The following is a 16,736-nucleotide window of genomic DNA, read 5'->3' on the forward strand; positions in this document are numbered from 1 at the left end:
TGGCCGGCGTCACGGTAAGGTGCCCGGGTCAACTGACCCTCTGATTACGGTGTGATTGGGCGATGCGTCTACGTCTGCTCGGGACTTCTCTGTGTGCTCTCGGTCTTGCCGCCCTGACCGGCGTCCCGGCCGGCGCGACAACCACCCACTCCACGGCTGACCCGGTCGTGTCCAGCTACTCGGCCCAGGTACGGGTCGAGGAGGACGGTCTGCTCCGGGTCGCCGAGACCTGGAAATTGAGCAACGTCACCGGCACTTTCAGCCGGTTCCTGCTCACGCGGCGGCACCTGGCCGACGACATCGACCATGTCCAGCAGATCGGCGACCTGAAGGTCAAGGCCGGTGGCGCGGACAAGAACGCCGAGCAGAAGGTCGAGGGCGACGTCACCTCGATCGCCGTGGGTGACCTGAGCGGTGACACCCAGCTGGACGTGAGCTATACGGTCAAGGGCGCGGTGGCGAAGACGCTGAACGGCACCGAGGTGCAGTTCGCTCCGCTGAGTGGGATCAACCTCACCATCCAGACGGTGCACGTCGAGTACAGCGTCCCCGAGACCACCCACATCTCTTGTTTCGTCGGTGCGATCGACAGCAACACCCCGTGCACGCTGGCGCAGCTGGCCGAGGTGTCCGGGCCGACGTTCGAGCAGGCGAGTCTGCCGCCGGGCAACACGGTCCGGATGACGGTCGGCTTCCCCGAAGGCGAGATCGCGGCCAACTCGATCGTCGAGTACCGCAAGACGTTCTCGCGGGCCTTCTCCACCGACACCGCGCAGCTGCTGACCGCGGTCGGCCTGCTGGTGCTGGGTGCGCTGGCACTGCTCGTCCTCTACCGCCTCCGCGGCCGCGACGAGACCGACCCGCGACGCGTCGTACCGGCGTCGTTGTTCAGCCTCGGGCAGGACGCGAAGATCGACTTCACGCCGCCGTCGGGCCTGCGGCCCGGTGAGGTCGGCACGCTGATCGACGAGCGGATCGACCCGGTGGACGTGACCGCGTCCATCATCGACTTGGCCGTCCGCGGTCACATCACGATCATCGAGCTCGAGCACCACAGCGAGTACGCCCGTCCGGACTGGGAGCTGCGCCGCGTGGCGAACGCCCCGGCCGAGGAACTGCAGCGCTACGAGAACGTGCTGATCCGCGCGGTCTTCGGCGACTCCGACACGGTGCTGGTCTCCGAGCTCGGCCGCCAGGTGCGGGCCAACCTCGCCCAGGTGCAGGACGCTCTGTACGACGGAGTGGTCAAGCACGGGTGGTTCAACGAGCGCCCGGACCGGACCCGCTCGCTGTGGGCGACCATCGGGATCGGCACCACGGTTGCGGGCGTCGTACTGACTGTTCTGCTTGCTGTGTTGAGCAGCTGGGGTCTGGTTGGCCTGGCGGTCACGGCCATCGGTCTCGGACTGCTGTTCATCGGTCAGCACATGCCCGCCAAGGCCCCGGCCGCCGGCCGGGTCCTCGGTCAGATCGCTGCGATCCGTGGCGAGCTGGCGGAGATGGACGTGAGCGAGCTGCCGACCGACCAGCACGCCGTGCTCTGCTCCCGCGCCCTGCCGTACGCAGTGGTGCTCGGTGGCGCGGACCGCTGGATCGACGCGCTGGTCGCGACCGACGACGACGCCGATGAGGACGAAGGCTTCGCCTGGTACCGCGGTCCGCGTGGCTGGCACCTGCAGAACCTGCCGGACTCCCTGCGCAACCTCACCACCAACCTCACCGGCGCCCTGTTCGCCCGCTAGGACTCACCAGTTCGCTTGGGGACCGTGCGGTGGCAACGGCATGCCTTGTGGGTGGATGACGTAGACGAGTCCACCCGAGTGCGGGACCCAGGCGTTCTCGAAGGCGGCCCGGTCGTAGGTCGTCCGCACCTGGTCGTTGCTGGCGATCAGGTGCGACGCCGGGTCGTTGACGACCACGTCGCCGTTCGGGGCGAAGCCGACGATCACCATCAGGTGGCCGTTGGTTCCGTAGCCCGCACCGGGCAGATCGCCCTTCTTGAACGACAGTGAGGCGATCAGTGGGATGCCGGCCTTGATGAACTGCTCCGCCTCGGTCAGCGACCGCAGCCGGGTGACGAATCCGTCGACGCCCCGGGTCCCGGCGTACGCGGTGTTGAACGGCCAGTTCCCGGCGCCGTCGTACGCGTAGTCGAAGACGTGGCGGGCCGCGTGGTCGACCTGTGGGTCGGGCTCGTCGCCCACCCAGTCGGTCTCGTCAGCAGTCGGCCCTGCGCCGTAGTAGTCGAGCACCATGGCCGTAGAGGTCGCAGAGCACCACGCCTCCCCGCCGCCGTCCCACTGTGGGTAGTGACCGATGTGCGTCTCCTGTGAGTACGTCGGAACGTCCAGTACGACGCCTTCCGCGCCACCAAGGGGGCTCACGGCAACCTTCGACTCGGACGGCAGCCGGGAGGACATCGCGCCGACTGACCGGACCTCCGGGGCCTGCGTCGTACCGGTGAGGCGGTAGAGCGTCACCTTGAGCTGCCAGCGGTCCATCCAGCGGTCCTTGGCGGCCACGAACGTGTCGACGGCCACGCGGCCGTTGGTGTCGCCCTGGGCCGGTACCGAGGTGCGGTGGATGTCACCGGCCGCGGTGTCGTCGCCGCCGGACCAGCGGCCGAGCACGTACCACTTGGTGGTCGCACCGAGGTTCGTCTTGGCCGCCATCGACACTTCGACCCAGGTCCCGGGCGGGGTGGTGGCGTTCCAGGAGGCGATCAGTTCGGTCACCCCGAAACCGGTGCTGACCGGCGGGGACACCCAGCTGGCCTGGTCGTAGCTCTTGGCGGTCCCGTCGCCGAACGGATCGACGTACGGCGTACTGCCGGTCGCCTGGCCGAAGGTCAGCGAACCGTCGGTGACTGTGGTGCCGGAGTGCGCACCGGCGAGGAAGTCGGCGTCCGACGTCCATGTGTGGAAGGTGATCTGTCGCGGTGCGGCTACCTTCACGGCCTCGCTCGGCAGCACGGCCGAGCTCAGCACGACCACTCCGGCGATCAGGGCGGTGATGGTACGGGTGGGGGCGCTCATCTTTCGACGGTAGACCCGGCGCCGGCCGCTGTCGCGGTGAACGCGTGCCGCATCGTGTCGAGAATCGGTCAATTAGTTACGAGCGTTTGATCCACTCGTCCTGGAGCATCGCGAAGACGGCCTCGTCGGTCCATCGGCCCTTGAGGAACTCGTTCCGCACGAAATGCGCTTCCTGGCGCATCCCCAGCCGCTGCAGGAGTTTCGCCGAGCTCGTGTTGGTCGCGTCGAGGCGGCCGATGATCCGGTGCATCCCGAGCTCCTCGAACCCGAGCCGCAGTAACGCGAGCGATGCCTCCCCGGCGTACCCGTGACCGTGTGCCTCGGGATGGAAGACGAAGCCGATCTCGCCGCCCTGATGGTCGAAGTTCGCCACGAACAAGGTCACCTCGCCGACGTGCTGGCCGGTCTCCCGCAGGATCACGGCGACCGTGAGCGCTTGGTCCGGGCCGTCCATCGGGACATCGGCCAGCCGGCTGGCGAGGGATTCCTTGACCTGCTCGGGCGTCTTCGCGTCGTACAGCAGGAAGCGGGCGACGTCCGGGTTGGACTGCAGCTTCAGCAGGTCGTCGTAGTCGGATTCAACATAGCGGCGCAGAGTGAGACGGTCGGTCTCGATCGGCAACGTGTAAGTCACCCATCGAGGCTATGTGACCGTGCAACCCCTTTATCCGTTGGCGAGTGCGATCAGACGGGACATGTCGCCGTTGAACCGGTTCTGGTCGATCGGCGTGGAGCTGTACTGCCAGATGGTGTGGAACGGCCAGCCGCCGGGCAGTGTGCCGGGTGCCGACGCGTACCGAGCCACCCAGAGCGGGTTGGTCGAGCGGAAGGCGGTGCTGTTGCCGGTGCAACGGGTCCACCAGTCCAGGTTGGTGTAGATGACCGGGTCGCGGCCGGTGCGGGTCTTGTAGGTGTTCACGAAGTCCCGGATCCAGCTCACCATGGCGGACTGGCTCAGTCCGTAACAGGTGGCGCCGTACGGGTTGTACTCGATGTCGAGGGCGCCGGGGAGCGTCTTGCCGTCGCGGGACCAGCCGCCGCCGTGGGCCAGGAAGTAGTTGGCCTGGTTGGCGCCGCTGGAGTCGTTGGGGGTGGCGAAGTGGTAGGCGCCGCGGATCATGCCGACGTTGTAGGAACCGTTGTACTGCTGGGCGAAGTACGGGTTCGTGTAGTAGTTGCCTTCGGTCGCCTTCACGTAGGCGAACCGCTTGCCGGCGGTCCACTGGGCCGACCAGTTGACGTTGCCCTGGTGACTGGACACGTCGATGCCCTCGACCGTGGCGGCGGGTGCCATCCCGGCCGGGGCTGCGGCGCTGGTGGTGCTCGTGTTCTGCAGCCAGCCCGCGTAGGCGTCGCCGGCACGGTCGATGCCGTGCTGCTTCGCTTCCGGGGTGGGCTGGTTGGTGTTACTGGCTTGGGCGGAGCCGATCGAGGCCAGGAGCAGGCCAAGAGTGACGGCGGCACCCGTGAGGACTGACTTCACGGTGAACCTCCACAGAGCGATGGGGCGGAACAGAGCGCTCGGCAGAGGTTTACCCGGAAGTCGTAAGAATCAACCTTCTCAGCTGGATGTCACCGTGAGGATTTACCGAACATACTGCGGGCTGGCGGTGAACGTGTTGCAAAAGGCCGGGTTGCGGCTGTTGTACCCGCGGTCGGCCCAGTACGGCTGGATCTCCCGGCTGCCGTGGTCGCGGACGACGTCGTACTCGTCGCCGGAGTTCTTCGCCATCCAGATCAGCTCCTTGCGGACCCCGGCGGAGATCATCGTCCGCCGGTTCGCGCCCATGAAGACGTTGCCGAAGCAGCTCGCCTGGATCTCCATCCGACGGTTCATCTCAAGGGCCTTGGCGCGGTTCAGGTCGTACTGAAGGCGGTTCTGCGCGCTCAGGATGCCGGTGATCTTCTGGAGGTGATGGCCGAACTCGTGGGCCGTCACGTGTATCGCGCGGCCGCGGACCCAGTTCCGTCCCTGCGGGGAGTTGGTGTACTTTCGCCAGTTCTCGATGTCGGTCTTGGCGTCCATGTAGATCGTCCGGTTCGAGCCGCAGTAGAACGAGCGCTGGACCATGCTGCCGCACGGGCTGAAGCCGGTGCCGACGTAGCTGGTCATCTTGACGTTCTGCCCCCAGTTCGCGCCGGATGCGCGGACCTGGGCCGGCCAGGCCCGGTTCAGGCAGGCGATGACCGCGGCGTAGTTCTTCCGGGCGTTGGGCTCACTGGTGTAGGGCAGGGCAGGCGCCCGGCAGTTCACCGACTTCTGGACGCCGGTCTTGTAGATCCTGTTCCGCGCGGTCAGATCGACGTCCGACGGTGGCGGCGGGGTGGACTTGGTCGGCGTCGGCCGGGTCGCCACCGGGCGCGTCGGCCGAGTGGCCGTCGGGCGGTTGCTCGACGGGTTCCACTCCGGCGCCGGGGTCTGCGTCGTGGAGCCGTACGTCGGCTGCGAGCTGGAGTAGTTGTTGCGGCGCTCCTGCTTCGCGTGCAGAGCGAACAGGTACAGCGAGACCACACCGGCGAACAGCAGCACCGCCGGCACGATGATGAACGGCGCCTTGCTCCGCTTCTTCCTGGGCGGCGGGTAGCCGTTCCCCCCGAAGCCGAAACCCGGTCCCGGTGGCGGTCCGCCGTACGGCGGTTGGCCGGGTGGCGGTCCCTGCGGAGGTCCCCAGTACTGCTGCTGCGGCGGGCCGGGCGGGCCGCCGTACTGCTGGGGCGGTGGGCCGTAGTGCTGGTTCGACAAGGGTCCTCCTGAGGGGTGCTGCGGACATCTTGTCAAGGAGAAGTGCCATTTCCCGTACTCTTGACCGGTGACACTTCGCTTGTACGACACCGCGACGGCAACAGTGAGGGATTTCGTACCGGTCCATCCGGGCAAGGTCGGGATCTACCACTGTGGGCTGACGGTGCAGGGTGCCCCGCACGTCGGGCACATCTACAAGGAGGTCGTCTTCGACGTCCTGCGGCGCTGGTTCGAGCGCTCGGGCTACCAGGTCACCGTGATCGCCAACGTGACCGACATCGACGACAAGATCCTGGCCAAGTCGGCCGAGCGCGACGTGGAGTGGTGGGCGCACGCCTACGAGTTCGAGCGCGAGCTGCACTGGGCGTACGACGTCCTCGGTTGCCGCCCGCCGACGTACGAGCCGCGCGCCACCGGGCACATCCCGGAGATGCTGGAGATGATCGACCAGCTGATCGAGGCCGGGCACGCGTACGTCGCTCCGGACGGATCGGGTGACGTCTACTTCGACGTGCGGTCGTGGCCGGCGTACGGGGCCCTGTCGCACCAGAAGATCGCCGACATGGAGGCCGCCGAGGACGCGGATCCGCGCGGCAAGCGGGACCCGCGCGACTTCGCGCTCTGGAAGGGCTACACCGAGGGCACGCCGCGGACGGCCTCCTGGCCGACCCCGTGGGGCCGCGGCCGCCCGGGCTGGCACCTGGAGTGCTCGGCGATGGCCGGCAAGTACCTCGGCGAGGAGTTCGACATCCACGGCGGCGGGCTGGACCTGCGCTTCCCGCACCACGAGAACGAGCTGGCCCAGTCGACCGCGGTCGGGCAGAAGTTCGCCCGGACGTGGATGCACAACGCGCTCGTCACCACGGCCGGCGAGAAGATGTCGAAGTCGATGGGCAACAGCGCCGTCGTCCGGAACGTGGTCGAGCGGGTGCGCCCGATCGAGCTGCGCTACTACCTCGTGCAGTCGCACTACCGGTCGGTCGTCGAGTTCTCCTTCGAGGCGCTGGAGGAGGCTGCGAAGAGCTTCCAGCGGGTCGACGGTTTCGTTACCCGCGCGACCGAGGTGACCGGTGGGGTCGAGCCGTCGGCCGAGCTGCCGGCCGAGTTCGTGACCGCGATGGATGACGACCTGGGTACGCCGGCCGCGGTCGCCGTACTGCACAACACCGTCCGCGACGGGAACAAGCTGGTCGCCGACGGCGACTCGGCCGCGTTGCGGGAAGCACTGGCGGCGGTTCGGGGCATGCTCGGCGTGCTCGGACTCGACCCGCTGGCCGAGCCGTGGGCGTCCCGTGCCGCGGCCGGAGACGAGCTCACCGAGGTCGTCGACGGGTTGGTGAAGGCCCTGCTGGAGCAGCGCCAGGCCGCCCGTGCACGCAAGGACTACGCCGCGTCGGACGCGATCCGCGACCGGCTGAAGGCGCTCGGCGTCGTCGTCGAGGACACACCCCAGGGGTCGCGCTGGACGCTCGCGGCGCCGAACACGATCGAAGGAAACTGACGTGCCAGGCAGTAGCCAGCGCAAGGGCGCCATCCGGAAGAAGCGCGGAAACCCGACGGCCGGGTCCGGCGGACGCATCCGCCAGGGTCTCGAGGGCCGGGGCCCGACACCGAAGGCGGTCGACCGCACCAAGCACCCGGCGCACAAGCGGGCCAAGGCGAAGGAGCGCGCCGAGGAGCGCGAGACGCGCCGCCGTCCGGTCCGCAAGGACACCGAGGCCACCGTCGAGTGGGTCTACGGCCGCAACCCGGTCGTCGAGGCGCTGCGGGCCGGCGTACCGGCTGCTGCCCTGCACGTCGCCGAAGGCACCGAGCGCGACGCCCGCCTGCGCGAAGCCCTGCTGATCGCCACCCAGCACGGCATCTCGATCCTCGAGGTCCCGCGCCCGGAGCTCGACCGCGTCACCGCCGGCGGTTCGCACCAGGGCCTCGCGATCCAGATCCCGCCGTACGAGTACGCACACCCCGACGACCTGCTGGACCGCGCCTACAACGCGCACGAGGTCCCCCTGATCGTCGCCCTCGACGGCGTCACCGACCCCCGCAACCTCGGCGCCATCACCCGCTCCGCCGCCGCCTTCGGAGCCCACGGCGTAGTAGTCCCCGAACGCCGCGCCGCCCAGGTCTCCGCCTCCGCCTGGAAAACCTCCGCCGGCGCCGCCGCCCGCATCCCGGTAGCCCGAGCCACCAACCTCAACCGGGCCCTCAAGTCCTACAAGGACGCCGGCCTCCTCGTCATCGGCCTCGACATGGGCGGCGAAGTAGAACTCCCCGCCCTCGAAGCCGCCACCGAACCGATCGTCCTGGTAGTCGGCTCCGAAGGCAAAGGCCTGGCCCGCCTGGTCCGCGAGAACTGCGACCTCATCGTCTCCATCCCGATGACGTCCGCCACCGAATCCCTCAACGCCGGCATAGCCACCGGCGTAGCCCTCTACGAAATCTCCCGCCGCCGCGCCGGCTGACCCACGGGCACCACCGAGCCTCCGACGGGTAATCCCGCTCGCGAGGCTCGGTTTGCACGTGCCGTCCCTTCGCGGCAGACGGTTGTCGTGGCTGTGAACACCCTCGGATGGCCTGAGACAGGTAATGCCTTGTTCACACCCGCCATTTCCTGTCTGAGCCCCCCGGCGTCGTCGCCTCTTGCCCTCAAAAGTGGGCATGGGTAGACCGACGGCCCGGAGAGCGCTCACCCGGTAGTCAGCCAGCCTGCATGGTCCGCCAAGGTTCATTGAGTGTGCGGACCATGCTGTCGGTAAGCCCTTACCCCCGACATGCTCCCGCCACTCAGGCATTACCAGGATTTCAAAGGTAGCTGAAGCTTTCTCTTGGCCATCGAGGGGGACTGCCGGCAAGCAGTTCTTGCAGAGATGACTTGAGTCGCGAAAGGAGAGGCGTTCGGAACAGCTCGAGTAGGAGCTAGTTTCTTAAGCCGCTTAGAGGTCGCCAGGCGAGTGGCTTGTTTCGGACTTCTGTCGCAGTTCTTGTCGATGGTCAGGTGAGCGCTCACCTGACCATCGATGCATGTGGGGATGAGGGTGGCTGGCGGGTGGCTATTTTTCCCAGTCGAAGCTGACGGCCAGACGGACACTCGCCTGGCCGCAGCTCTCTATATCTTCTTTTGTTCTTACTTCTGTCCCGTTGTCTCTCAGTAGACGCGGACGCCGTAGCGGTTGAGGACCTCTACGACCGGCTGGAAGTAGGTGGTGCCGCCGGTGGTGCAGTTGCCGGAGCCGCCGGAGGTCAGGCCCAGGGCTACGGTGCCGGCGAAGAGGGCGCCGCCGGAGTCGCCGCCTTGGGCGCAGACGTTGGTGCGGGTGAGGCCGGTGACCGTGCCTTCGGCGTAGTTGACGGTGGCGTTGGTGCCGGTGACGGAGCCGGAGCGGAGGCCGGTGGTGCTGCCGGAGCGGCGGACGGCTTGGCCGACGGTGGCGTTGGCGGCGGAGGTGATGTCCTGGGTGCTGCCGTTGTAGAGGTTCACGACGCCGGGGTGGTTCGTGTACGACGTGCTGTACTTGACGATCGCGTAGTCGTTCCCCGGGAAGCTGGAACCGGTGACGGTGCCGAGCAGCGTGGTCTTGGCGGAGTTCGCGTACCAGCTCGAGGCGATGTTGCCGCAGTGGCCGGCGGTCAGGAAGTAGTAGGCGCCGGCGGTGTCGCGGACGTTGAAGCCGAGCGAGCAGCGGTACTGCCCGCCGTAGATGGCGTCGCCACCGGCGATGTACTTGGTGAGTTTGCCGGGGATCTTCTCGAGGGTGACCGCGCTACCGAAGCGGTTGGTGACGCGGGTCAGGGCGGCGAGCTTCGACGCGTTCACGGTGTCGTCGTACGACACGATGATCCGGCCGTCGGGGTTGGTCTGCCAGGCGGTGCCGGGGATCCGGGCCTCGGTGTCGAGGACCGAGGTGATGGCGGCCGGAGACGGTACGGCGGGTGCGGCCGAGGCCTGCCCGGTGGCGAGCAGTCCGGCGGCGGCGAGCCCGGCGGCTGCCAGGATGGCGGTGGTACGGCGGGAAACGTTCACGGTTTCAGCCTCCTCACGATGAGGACGCGCTCGGGGCGGGTGCGTCCTTGACTTCAACCGTGAGCATTCCTACCCGCGATGACCGCTGAGTATTCAGGTAATTCCGGAGCGTGAGGGTTTTCCCGCACGCTCCGGCCGGAAAATCAGTACACGACCACGCCGTACGCCTGGAGGGCCTCGGTGACCGGCTGGAAGTAGGTCACGCCACCGGGGGTCTTGCAGTCACCGGTTCCACCCGAGGTAAGGCCGTAGGCGCTGCGCCCGCTGAACAGCGGACCACCCGAGTCGCCCGGCTCGGCGCAGATGCTGGTCCGGATCAGCCCGGTGATCCGCCCGTCGCCGTAGTTCACGGTCGCGTTCAGACCGCGCACCCGGCCGCTGCGCAGGCCGGTGGTCACCCCGGACCGGTACACGTAGGTCCCGAACGCCGGCGTCGTCGCGCGCGTGATGTCCTGCGACTTCCCGTTGTACAGGTACACGCTGCCGCCGGGCTTCTTGATGCCCACCGGGTAGTTGATCAGCGCGTAGTCGTTGTACGGGTAGCTGGAGTGCTGCCGGGTGCCGAGCTTCCTGTTGTGGTCAGAATCGGCGTACCAGGTCGAGGCCTCGTTCCCGCAGTGTCCCGCGGTCAGAAACGAGTACCGTCCCTTGCGGTACACGTTGAAGCCGAGCGAGCACCTGTACTCGCCGCCGTAAATCCCCTCGCCACCAGTGGAGTACTTCCGCAGCTTCCCGGGCAGCTTCTCGAGTTTCACGCCGTCCCCGAGACGGCGTGTCTTCGCAGTGAGCGCGGCCAGCTTGTCGCCGGTCACGGTCGAGTCGTAGGACACCAGCACGGTGCCGTCGGGTTCGGTCTGCCAGGCGGTACCCGGCGTGGTCACGTCGCGCGCGAGCTCGGAGGAGATGGCGGCTGCGGACAGCCGGGGCGGCTTCACCGGATCTGCCTGAGCGGCCGGTAGGACGGCGGTGGTGACGAGTGCAGTTGCGGCGAGAGCCACTGCACTCCGGCGGATGGTCAAAGATCTCATGCGATCAACCTCCCACGACGAGGGGCTAACAGAGCCGCCATGGCAACTTCCGGACGGCGCTGATTCCTTCCCCACCCCACCGCCCCGGTCAGGCGTTCGACTGAGGATAACTGAGCGTGCGCCCCAGTAGCTGTTCGTCACCACACAGTGAAGCGTGCTCCACCTCGACCGCCCAGCTCTCACCGGACAGCGTCACCGTCATCGCGCCGTTCCCGAACCACGGCCCGTGCGCGAGCCGCCAGTCCGCCGCCACATCCCGTACGCCGGCCGACCGCGCCAGCCGGTGCAGCAGCCACGTCATCCACCGAGCATCGAGCAGATGGTTCGCCCACCGCACGTGCTTGGGCACCGGGTTCCGGAACGGCGACATCGTCAGCTGCCGGATCGCCGTACCCGGGTGCTCAACCGTCCGCAGCGAAGCCTCAGCGATGTAGCTGCAGTGCACGTCGCCCGACAGCATCAGGATCGACGCCGGTGGATCCTCACCACTCACCACCGCACTCAACAGCGCAGTCACATCGTCGAACGACTTCCGGAACGACGCCCAGTGCTCCAGATCCATCCCCTGCCGGATCCGCTCCCCGAGTCGCGCACCCCGCGGTCCCCACGCGCCGGACGAGATCGCCTCGTCCCAGCCCTCCAAGTGATGCAGCCCTGGCGCCAGGAGGAACGGCAGTGTCGATGCCAGCAACAGATGGTGAATCGGCCGGTTGGCCTCCAGTACAACCTTCTCCACCCAGGCCCACTCATGCGCATCGACCATCGCGCGCTCACCCGGTTCCAGGTGCCGCGAACACCGCGAGTCGATCGCCACCAGCCGCACCCCGCGCGCCGCCGTACCGAAGTCGCGGTAGAAGCTCCACCGGGTCGAGGCCGGGTCGTCGTCAGCGGCCCACGCGAAGCTGTCGAGGTACGCCGTCCGCTCCTCGTCGTCGGAGAGCGTCAGCATCGCCCGGTACGTCGCATCCTGGTCGAGCTGTTCCGGCGACAGGTTCCCCAGGTGCTGGTACACCCAGTACGACGCGTACGCCCCGACCACGCGATCCCGCCACCACGGTTGCGCGGTGATCCAGCGCCGCCAGGTCAGGGAGGTGTTCCAGTCGTCGCGCAGGTCGTGGTCGTCCAGGAGCATGCACAGCGGCACGGTCGAGAACAGCCAGCGCACGGCCGGCTCCAGCCAGGCGTCGTCGTACAGCCAGGTGTACTCCTCGAAGTTCCCGATCTCGTCGGCCACGTCGGACCCCTGCCGCCCGCCGTGAGCGTCGCGCAGCCGCTCCAGTACGGCCTCGGACGGCTCGTCGGCGTACACCTGATCCCCGAGCAGCAGCAGTGCGTCGGGCAACTCCTCCAAACCCGCCAGCGCCACCAGTGCGTCCGGCCCGAACCGTTTGAACCCCTCAGCTGAGAACGGCGCCGACCGCCGGCACGACCCGAAGGTCATCCGGAAAGTCCCGTCCGCCCGCGGCGTCCGAATCACACTAGGCCCAAAGTCGGAGTCCGCCAGCGGCCACACCACGTCGCCATCCAGCCGCACCTCGTACGGCGTGGAGCTGTCCGGCGCGAGCCCTTCCACGAGCACCAGCGCGTAGTGATGTCCATGCACCGACCAGGTCTGTGCGGTATGCCCCAGCACCTCCACCGAACACGGTGAGGAGGTCTCCACCCAGACGGTCGCCCGCGTCTCATCGACGTACCGCAGGAGCGGACCCAGCCTGAGTTCCATGCCGGAAAACTACAGACCTAATCCAACCGGAGCGAATGCAGCACGAACGACGCCAGCTCGCGGTAGGCCTCGGCGTCGTTCAGGCCGGTACGGCGGGCGATGTCACCGCGCTGGATGGCCTGCATGGTGTGCGCGATCATCTCGGCGGCGAAGGCGATGTCGACCTGCCGGAAGGTCTTGCTGTTGATGCCGTCCTCGATCAGCGTCCGGACCCGCTCGGCGGCGATCCGGGTGTTCCGCTCGTAGACCGAGCGGGCCGGCGCGAAGGTCGCGACGTCGTCCAGGAACGTCCGGCTGGCCGGGCGCAGCGCGTCGGCGACAGCGTTCAGGTACGCCGCGATCCGGCGGTCGTGCCGGGTCTGCCGGGCGACCGCGGACTCGACCTGGGCGGTGGCGTTCTTGAAGTAGTGCTTGACCACCTCGACGGCGAGCTGCTCCTTGCTCGGCGCCAGCGCGTACAGGGTCGTCTTGCTGCAGCGCAGCTCGGCGGCCAGGTCGTCCAGGGTGAACCGGCTGAAGCCCTGTTCGAGGAACAGGGACAGGAGGCGGTCGAGCAGCTCGCTCTGCCTGCGGGTGCGGCGGCCAGGCACGACTGTCGTCATAACAAGACAGCATAGAACGATACTGAAGTATGGCCGTCAGTATCATTGCTGGTATCGTTTTGGTAGACCCGGGGAGGGCCGCCTGATGAGTGTCGATCGCCTGTTGCCGACCGAGGAATCCACTGACCTGCTCGCGCTCGTCCGCGACCTGTGTGAGCACGAGCTGGCGCCGTACGCCGCCAAGGCCGAAGAGGCCGAGTCGTTCCCGCGGGACGCGTTCCGCACGCTCGGGAAGGCGGGTCTGCTCGGTCTGCCCTACCCGGAGCAGTACGGCGGCGCCGACCAGCCGTACGAGGTCTATCTGCAGATGCTCGAGGAGATCGCGGCCGCCTGGATGTCGGTCGGCGTCGGCGTGTCCGTGCACACGATGGCCAGCTACGGGCTCGCGACGTTCGGGACCGAGGAGCAGCGGGCCCGCCTGCTGCCCGGCATGGTCGGCGGCGAGCTGCTCGGCGCCTACGCGCTGTCCGAGCCGCAGGCCGGTTCCGACATCAGCGGGATGACGACCAAGGCAGTCCGCGACGGCGACTCCTACGTCCTCACCGGGACCAAGTCCTGGATCACCCACGGCTCGCACGCCGACTTCTACACCACCTTCGCCCGTACGTCGCCCGACCCGAAGCGCGGTATCTCCGCCTTCCACGTCCCGGCGCCGACCGAGGGGCTGAGCTTCGGCGCACCCGAACGCAAGATGGGCCTGACCGGTTCGACGACCACCCTGGTCAACTTCGACCAGGTCCGGATCCCGGCCGCGAACCTGATCGGTGCCGAGGGTGACGGGATGCGGATCGCGCTGTCGGCACTCGACTCCGGCCGGCTCGGCATTGCGGCGACTGCGATCGGGCTGGCTCAGGCCGCGCTCGAGGTAGCAGCGTCGTACGCGAAGGAGCGTCAGCAGTTCGGCCAGGCGATCGCCGACTTCCAGGGCGTCCAGTTCCTGCTCGCCGACATGGCAGCCGCGGTCGAGTCCGGCCGAGCGACGTACCTGCAGGCCGCCCGCCGACGCGACCTCGGCCGCCCGTTCACCCAGCAGGCCGCGATCGCCAAGCTGGTCTGCACCGACGCCGCGATGAAGGTCACGACCGACGCCGTCCAGGTCCTCGGCGGCTACGGTTACACGCGGGAGTTCCCGGCCGAGCGCTACATGCGCGAGGCCAAGGTGACCCAGATCTTCGAAGGTACCAACCAGATCCAGCGACTGGTGATCAGTCGCGACCTGCTCAGGAGCGTGTGATGAAGTTCAGCCCGTCCGATGTCGCCCTCGTCACCGGTGGTGGTTCCGGCCTCGGAGAAGCGACGGTACGCCGGTTGGCCGCGGACGGGCTCGGCGTAGTCATCGTCGACCTCCCGTCCTCGGCGGGCAAGGCGCTGGCGGACGAGCTCGGCGACCGGGTCGTCTTCGCCCCCGCCGACGTGACCGACGAAGCCGCCGTCACGTCCGCCCTCGCCGCAGCAGCCGGACTCGGCTCGTTAAGAGTCGTCGTCACCTGCGCCGGCATCGCCACCCCCGGCCGGGTCGTCGGCCGCAAGGGCCCGTTGCCCCTGGCAACCTTCCGCCAGGTGATCGAGGTCAACCTGATCGGCACCTTCAACGTCCTCCGCCTCGCCGCCGAGCGCATGATCGCCCAGGACCCCACCGCCGACGGCGACCGCGGCGTCGTCGTGATGACCGCGTCGATCGCCGCGTACGACGGCCAGGTCGGCCAAGCGGCGTACGCAGCCAGCAAGGGCGGCATCGTCGGCCTCACCCTCACCGCCGCGAGAGACCTTGCCGACAAGGGCATCCGCGTAGTAACCATCGCCCCCGGCACCATGGAAACCCCCATGCTCGCCGGCCTCCCCGAAGAAACCCGCACGATCCTCGAGCAGCAGATCCCCCACCCCTCCCGCCTCGGCCGCCCCGCCGAGTACGCCGCCCTGGTCCGCCACATCCTCGACAACCAACTCCTCAACGGCGAGGTAATCCGCCTCGACGGCGCCCTCCGCATGCCCCCGCGCTAACGCACCGGTGGGGTGATTTTTCCGGGTGGGTCGTGGAGTTGGCTTGGGTCGTAGGCGCGGTGGGGGCCGGTGCGGAGGACGTCCAGGCTGGCGGGGTGTAGGAGGATGCAGCGGTTGTGGTCCAGCCGCATCGTCCAGGTCTTCGTGCCGGCGTGGAACTGTACGACGTATGTGCGCGGATCGTCGTTCTCGCATCCCGCGGCGGGTGCCGGGAAGCGTGCGGTGCGATCTATGGCCATCGCCTTGGCCAGTTGTGCCGCGATCCTCGGGGGTAGGTGCGAACCGGCGATCAGCTTGCCCTGGAAGTACTCGCAGATCTCCGCGCCGTCGGCTTCCTCGTTCAGTACGGCGGTTGCCGGGCGCGGGTTCTCCGGTGTGCAGCCGTAGGCGTCGACGTTCGTGATCGGGCGGGCGGTGTCGATGATCTGCCGTCGCAGCGTCTCGTCCGGCGCCAGCACGCTGATCTTCGTGCCGCCGACGAGGCGGGTCTCCTCCGACCAGCCGCCGTCGTACTGCTTGATCCCGGGCGCCTGCGCGTCGTCGAACCAGACATACGGCTGCCGGTCCTTCAGCGGATAGACGGCCTGCTCGCAGGTGTACTGGTCGCGTGGCTGCCAGTCGTACCAGCGGCCGATTGTCGGGCCTTCCCAGGTGCCGCAGGGGGCTGGGCCGGCGATGTAGCGATCCCAGCTCTCCGGGACCTGCACCTGCACGGTCTTGTACGACTCCCAGCGCCACCCCGGCTTGGTCTGCGCCACCTCCGGCTCTGTGCGGAGCGTGTGGTTCGCGGTGAAGGCGGTAGCAATGACGGCGGCGGCCAGTACGGCGGCGCCCGCGACCCTGCCCGTACGGCGGCGGCGCAGGCGCGCGTGGACTGTCGACAGGAGCGCGTGGTCGGAGGGGGCGTCGACGGCGTGCCTGGCGAGGCTGTCCGCGATCTTCTGCTCGGAACTGTCCATCAGCGGTTGACCTCCTCGGTCACGGTGGCGCGCAGCGTGGCCAGCGCGCGGTGGATCTGGGAGCGGACGGTTGCGGGGGAGCAGTCGAGGATGACCGCGATATCGCCGTCGGACAGGTCTTCGTAGTACCGGAGCACCACGGCCGCCCGTTGCTTGGTCGGCAGCGTCGCGCACAACGCCCAAACAGCATCCGCATCGGCATGAGCAGCCGCATGATCAGGCGCATGATCAGGCGCATCCCCCACCACCGGTGACTCCGTTACCGTCTCCCGCCGGAAGAACTTTCGCCAGCGCGAGATATCCGCGTTCACGATCGAACGCCGTACGTAGGCCTCCGGATCGCCGTCCCGCGTGATCCGCTTCCAGCGCGGATACGCCGAGATCAGCGCCTCCTGCACCGCTTCTTCCGCGCGGCTGTGGTCCCGCGTGACCAGGTACGCGAAGCGCAGCAACGCCGCACCTCGCTGCGCGACCCAGTCGTCGAACTCAGGCCTCTCCATCCGGCACCTCCCACCCGATTGCACGCTAGCGGAGCGCAGGACGTTGCATCGGCAGGCCTACCACTAGGCGGGCACCAGCCGAGACGTTCATCCTTCGAGGCTCCGCTGGTGTGTGCGGTTGAGG

Annotated in this window: 15 protein-coding genes; 5 read left to right on the plus strand and 10 right to left on the minus strand. The window is 68.1% G+C overall.

Features of this window, described 5'->3' with window-relative positions; genetic code table 11:
- The first annotated feature begins 62 nt into the window (after positions 1 to 62).
- The gene (locus ACFCV3_RS09455) at positions 63 to 1,742 is read left to right on the plus strand and encodes a DUF2207 family protein (RefSeq protein WP_376027994.1); all 1,680 of its coding nucleotides are present in this window, start codon (positions 63 to 65) and stop codon (positions 1,740 to 1,742) included.
- Positions 1,743 to 1,745: 3 nt separating this feature from the next.
- On the opposite strand, the gene ACFCV3_RS09460 is transcribed toward ACFCV3_RS09455, so the two are convergent.
- The 4 genes from ACFCV3_RS09460 to ACFCV3_RS09475 all read right to left on the minus strand — a co-directional run bounded on the left by ACFCV3_RS09460 (position 1,746) and on the right by ACFCV3_RS09475 (position 5,778).
- Positions 1,746 to 3,035 (minus strand): peptidase C39 family protein, encoded by a 1,290-nt coding sequence (locus ACFCV3_RS09460; RefSeq protein ID WP_376027995.1) that lies wholly within the window; start codon positions 3,033 to 3,035, stop codon positions 1,746 to 1,748.
- A 76-nt stretch (positions 3,036 to 3,111) separates the two neighbouring features.
- Positions 3,112 to 3,669 (minus strand): GNAT family N-acetyltransferase, encoded by a 558-nt coding sequence (locus tag ACFCV3_RS09465; protein WP_376027997.1) that lies wholly within the window; start codon positions 3,667 to 3,669, stop codon positions 3,112 to 3,114.
- A 30-nt stretch (positions 3,670 to 3,699) separates the two neighbouring features.
- Positions 3,700 to 4,518, minus strand: a complete 819-nt coding sequence (locus ACFCV3_RS09470) for a lysozyme (RefSeq protein WP_376028000.1) — start codon at positions 4,516 to 4,518, stop codon at positions 3,700 to 3,702.
- A gap of 102 nt (positions 4,519 to 4,620) precedes the next feature.
- Positions 4,621 to 5,778: a neutral zinc metallopeptidase gene (locus ACFCV3_RS09475; protein WP_376028002.1), complete on the minus strand. Its 1,158-nt coding sequence runs from the start codon at positions 5,776 to 5,778 to the stop codon at positions 4,621 to 4,623.
- A gap of 67 nt (positions 5,779 to 5,845) precedes the next feature.
- Between ACFCV3_RS09475 and cysS the strand changes: the two genes are divergently transcribed.
- A complete protein-coding gene (gene cysS / locus ACFCV3_RS09480; protein ID WP_376028004.1) occupies positions 5,846 to 7,279 on the plus strand; it encodes a cysteine--tRNA ligase in 1,434 nt (477 codons plus the stop codon).
- Between the two features lies 1 nt (position 7,280).
- Complete coding sequence (rlmB, locus tag ACFCV3_RS09485; protein ID WP_376028007.1) at positions 7,281 to 8,240, plus strand: 23S rRNA (guanosine(2251)-2'-O)-methyltransferase RlmB; 960 nt, start codon at positions 7,281 to 7,283, stop codon at positions 8,238 to 8,240.
- Between the two features lie 683 nt (positions 8,241 to 8,923).
- Here the strand turns inward: rlmB and ACFCV3_RS09490 are convergent.
- The 4 genes from ACFCV3_RS09490 to ACFCV3_RS09505 form a co-directional block, all read right to left on the minus strand.
- Complete coding sequence (locus tag ACFCV3_RS09490; protein ID WP_376028009.1) at positions 8,924 to 9,799, minus strand: S1 family peptidase; 876 nt, start codon at positions 9,797 to 9,799, stop codon at positions 8,924 to 8,926.
- Positions 9,800 to 9,942: 143 nt separating this feature from the next.
- Entirely contained in the window at positions 9,943 to 10,827 is an 885-nt protein-coding gene (locus ACFCV3_RS09495; RefSeq protein ID WP_376028012.1) for a S1 family peptidase, read from the minus strand.
- Between the two features lie 88 nt (positions 10,828 to 10,915).
- Positions 10,916 to 12,550 carry an alkaline phosphatase D family protein gene (locus ACFCV3_RS09500; RefSeq protein WP_376028014.1) on the minus strand — a complete coding sequence of 545 codons (1,635 nt, stop codon included), beginning with the start codon at positions 12,548 to 12,550 and terminating at the stop codon, positions 10,916 to 10,918.
- A gap of 17 nt (positions 12,551 to 12,567) precedes the next feature.
- Positions 12,568 to 13,152 carry a TetR/AcrR family transcriptional regulator gene (locus ACFCV3_RS09505; RefSeq protein ID WP_376028017.1) on the minus strand — a complete coding sequence of 195 codons (585 nt, stop codon included), beginning with the start codon at positions 13,150 to 13,152 and terminating at the stop codon, positions 12,568 to 12,570.
- 85 nt (positions 13,153 to 13,237) lie between these two features.
- Here ACFCV3_RS09505 and ACFCV3_RS09510 point away from each other — a divergent pair, with 85 nt between their 5' ends.
- Together ACFCV3_RS09510 and ACFCV3_RS09515 are read left to right on the plus strand one after the other, a co-directional pair.
- Positions 13,238 to 14,386 (plus strand): acyl-CoA dehydrogenase family protein, encoded by a 1,149-nt coding sequence (locus ACFCV3_RS09510; RefSeq protein WP_376028020.1) that lies wholly within the window; start codon positions 13,238 to 13,240, stop codon positions 14,384 to 14,386.
- Complete coding sequence (locus tag ACFCV3_RS09515; RefSeq protein ID WP_376028022.1) at positions 14,386 to 15,153, plus strand: SDR family NAD(P)-dependent oxidoreductase; 768 nt, start codon at positions 14,386 to 14,388, stop codon at positions 15,151 to 15,153. Before ACFCV3_RS09510 ends, ACFCV3_RS09515 begins: the two co-directional genes overlap by 1 nt.
- On the opposite strand, the gene ACFCV3_RS09520 is transcribed toward ACFCV3_RS09515, so the two are convergent.
- Both ACFCV3_RS09520 and ACFCV3_RS09525 read right to left on the minus strand, forming a co-directional pair.
- A complete protein-coding gene (locus ACFCV3_RS09520; protein WP_376028024.1) occupies positions 15,150 to 16,112 on the minus strand; it encodes a hypothetical protein in 963 nt (320 codons plus the stop codon). The two genes, ACFCV3_RS09515 and ACFCV3_RS09520, sit on opposite strands and share 4 nt — an antisense overlap.
- Positions 16,112 to 16,612, minus strand: coding sequence for a SigE family RNA polymerase sigma factor (locus tag ACFCV3_RS09525; protein ID WP_376028026.1), 501 nt, complete (start codon positions 16,610 to 16,612; stop codon positions 16,112 to 16,114). The genes ACFCV3_RS09520 and ACFCV3_RS09525 overlap by 1 nt, the downstream gene beginning before the upstream one ends.
- Positions 16,613 to 16,736: the final 124 nt, after the last annotated feature.

This window comes from Kribbella sp. NPDC056345 (assembly GCF_042262745.1).
Lineage (GTDB): Bacteria > Actinomycetota > Actinomycetes > Propionibacteriales > Kribbellaceae > Kribbella.

What these genes read in the sequence shown, in the direction of transcription:
- ACFCV3_RS09455 (WP_376027994.1), top strand. Translation starts at nt 63, where the DNA reads ATGCGTCTACGTCTGCTCGGGACTTCTCTGTGTGCTCTCGGTCTTGCC.
- ACFCV3_RS09460 (WP_376027995.1), bottom strand. Translation starts at nt 3,035, where the DNA reads ATGAGCGCCCCCACCCGTACCATCACCGCCCTGATCGCCGGAGTGGTC.
- ACFCV3_RS09495 (WP_376028012.1), bottom strand. Translation starts at nt 10,827, where the DNA reads ATGAGATCTTTGACCATCCGCCGGAGTGCAGTGGCTCTCGCCGCAACT.
- ACFCV3_RS09500 (WP_376028014.1), bottom strand. Translation starts at nt 12,550, where the DNA reads ATGGAACTCAGGCTGGGTCCGCTCCTGCGGTACGTCGATGAGACGCGG.
- ACFCV3_RS09505 (WP_376028017.1), bottom strand. Translation starts at nt 13,152, where the DNA reads ATGACGACAGTCGTGCCTGGCCGCCGCACCCGCAGGCAGAGCGAGCTG.
- ACFCV3_RS09510 (WP_376028020.1), top strand. Translation starts at nt 13,238, where the DNA reads ATGAGTGTCGATCGCCTGTTGCCGACCGAGGAATCCACTGACCTGCTC.
- ACFCV3_RS09515 (WP_376028022.1), top strand. Translation starts at nt 14,386, where the DNA reads ATGAAGTTCAGCCCGTCCGATGTCGCCCTCGTCACCGGTGGTGGTTCC.
- ACFCV3_RS09520 (WP_376028024.1), bottom strand. Translation starts at nt 16,112, where the DNA reads ATGGACAGTTCCGAGCAGAAGATCGCGGACAGCCTCGCCAGGCACGCC.
- ACFCV3_RS09525 (WP_376028026.1), bottom strand. Translation starts at nt 16,612, where the DNA reads ATGGAGAGGCCTGAGTTCGACGACTGGGTCGCGCAGCGAGGTGCGGCG.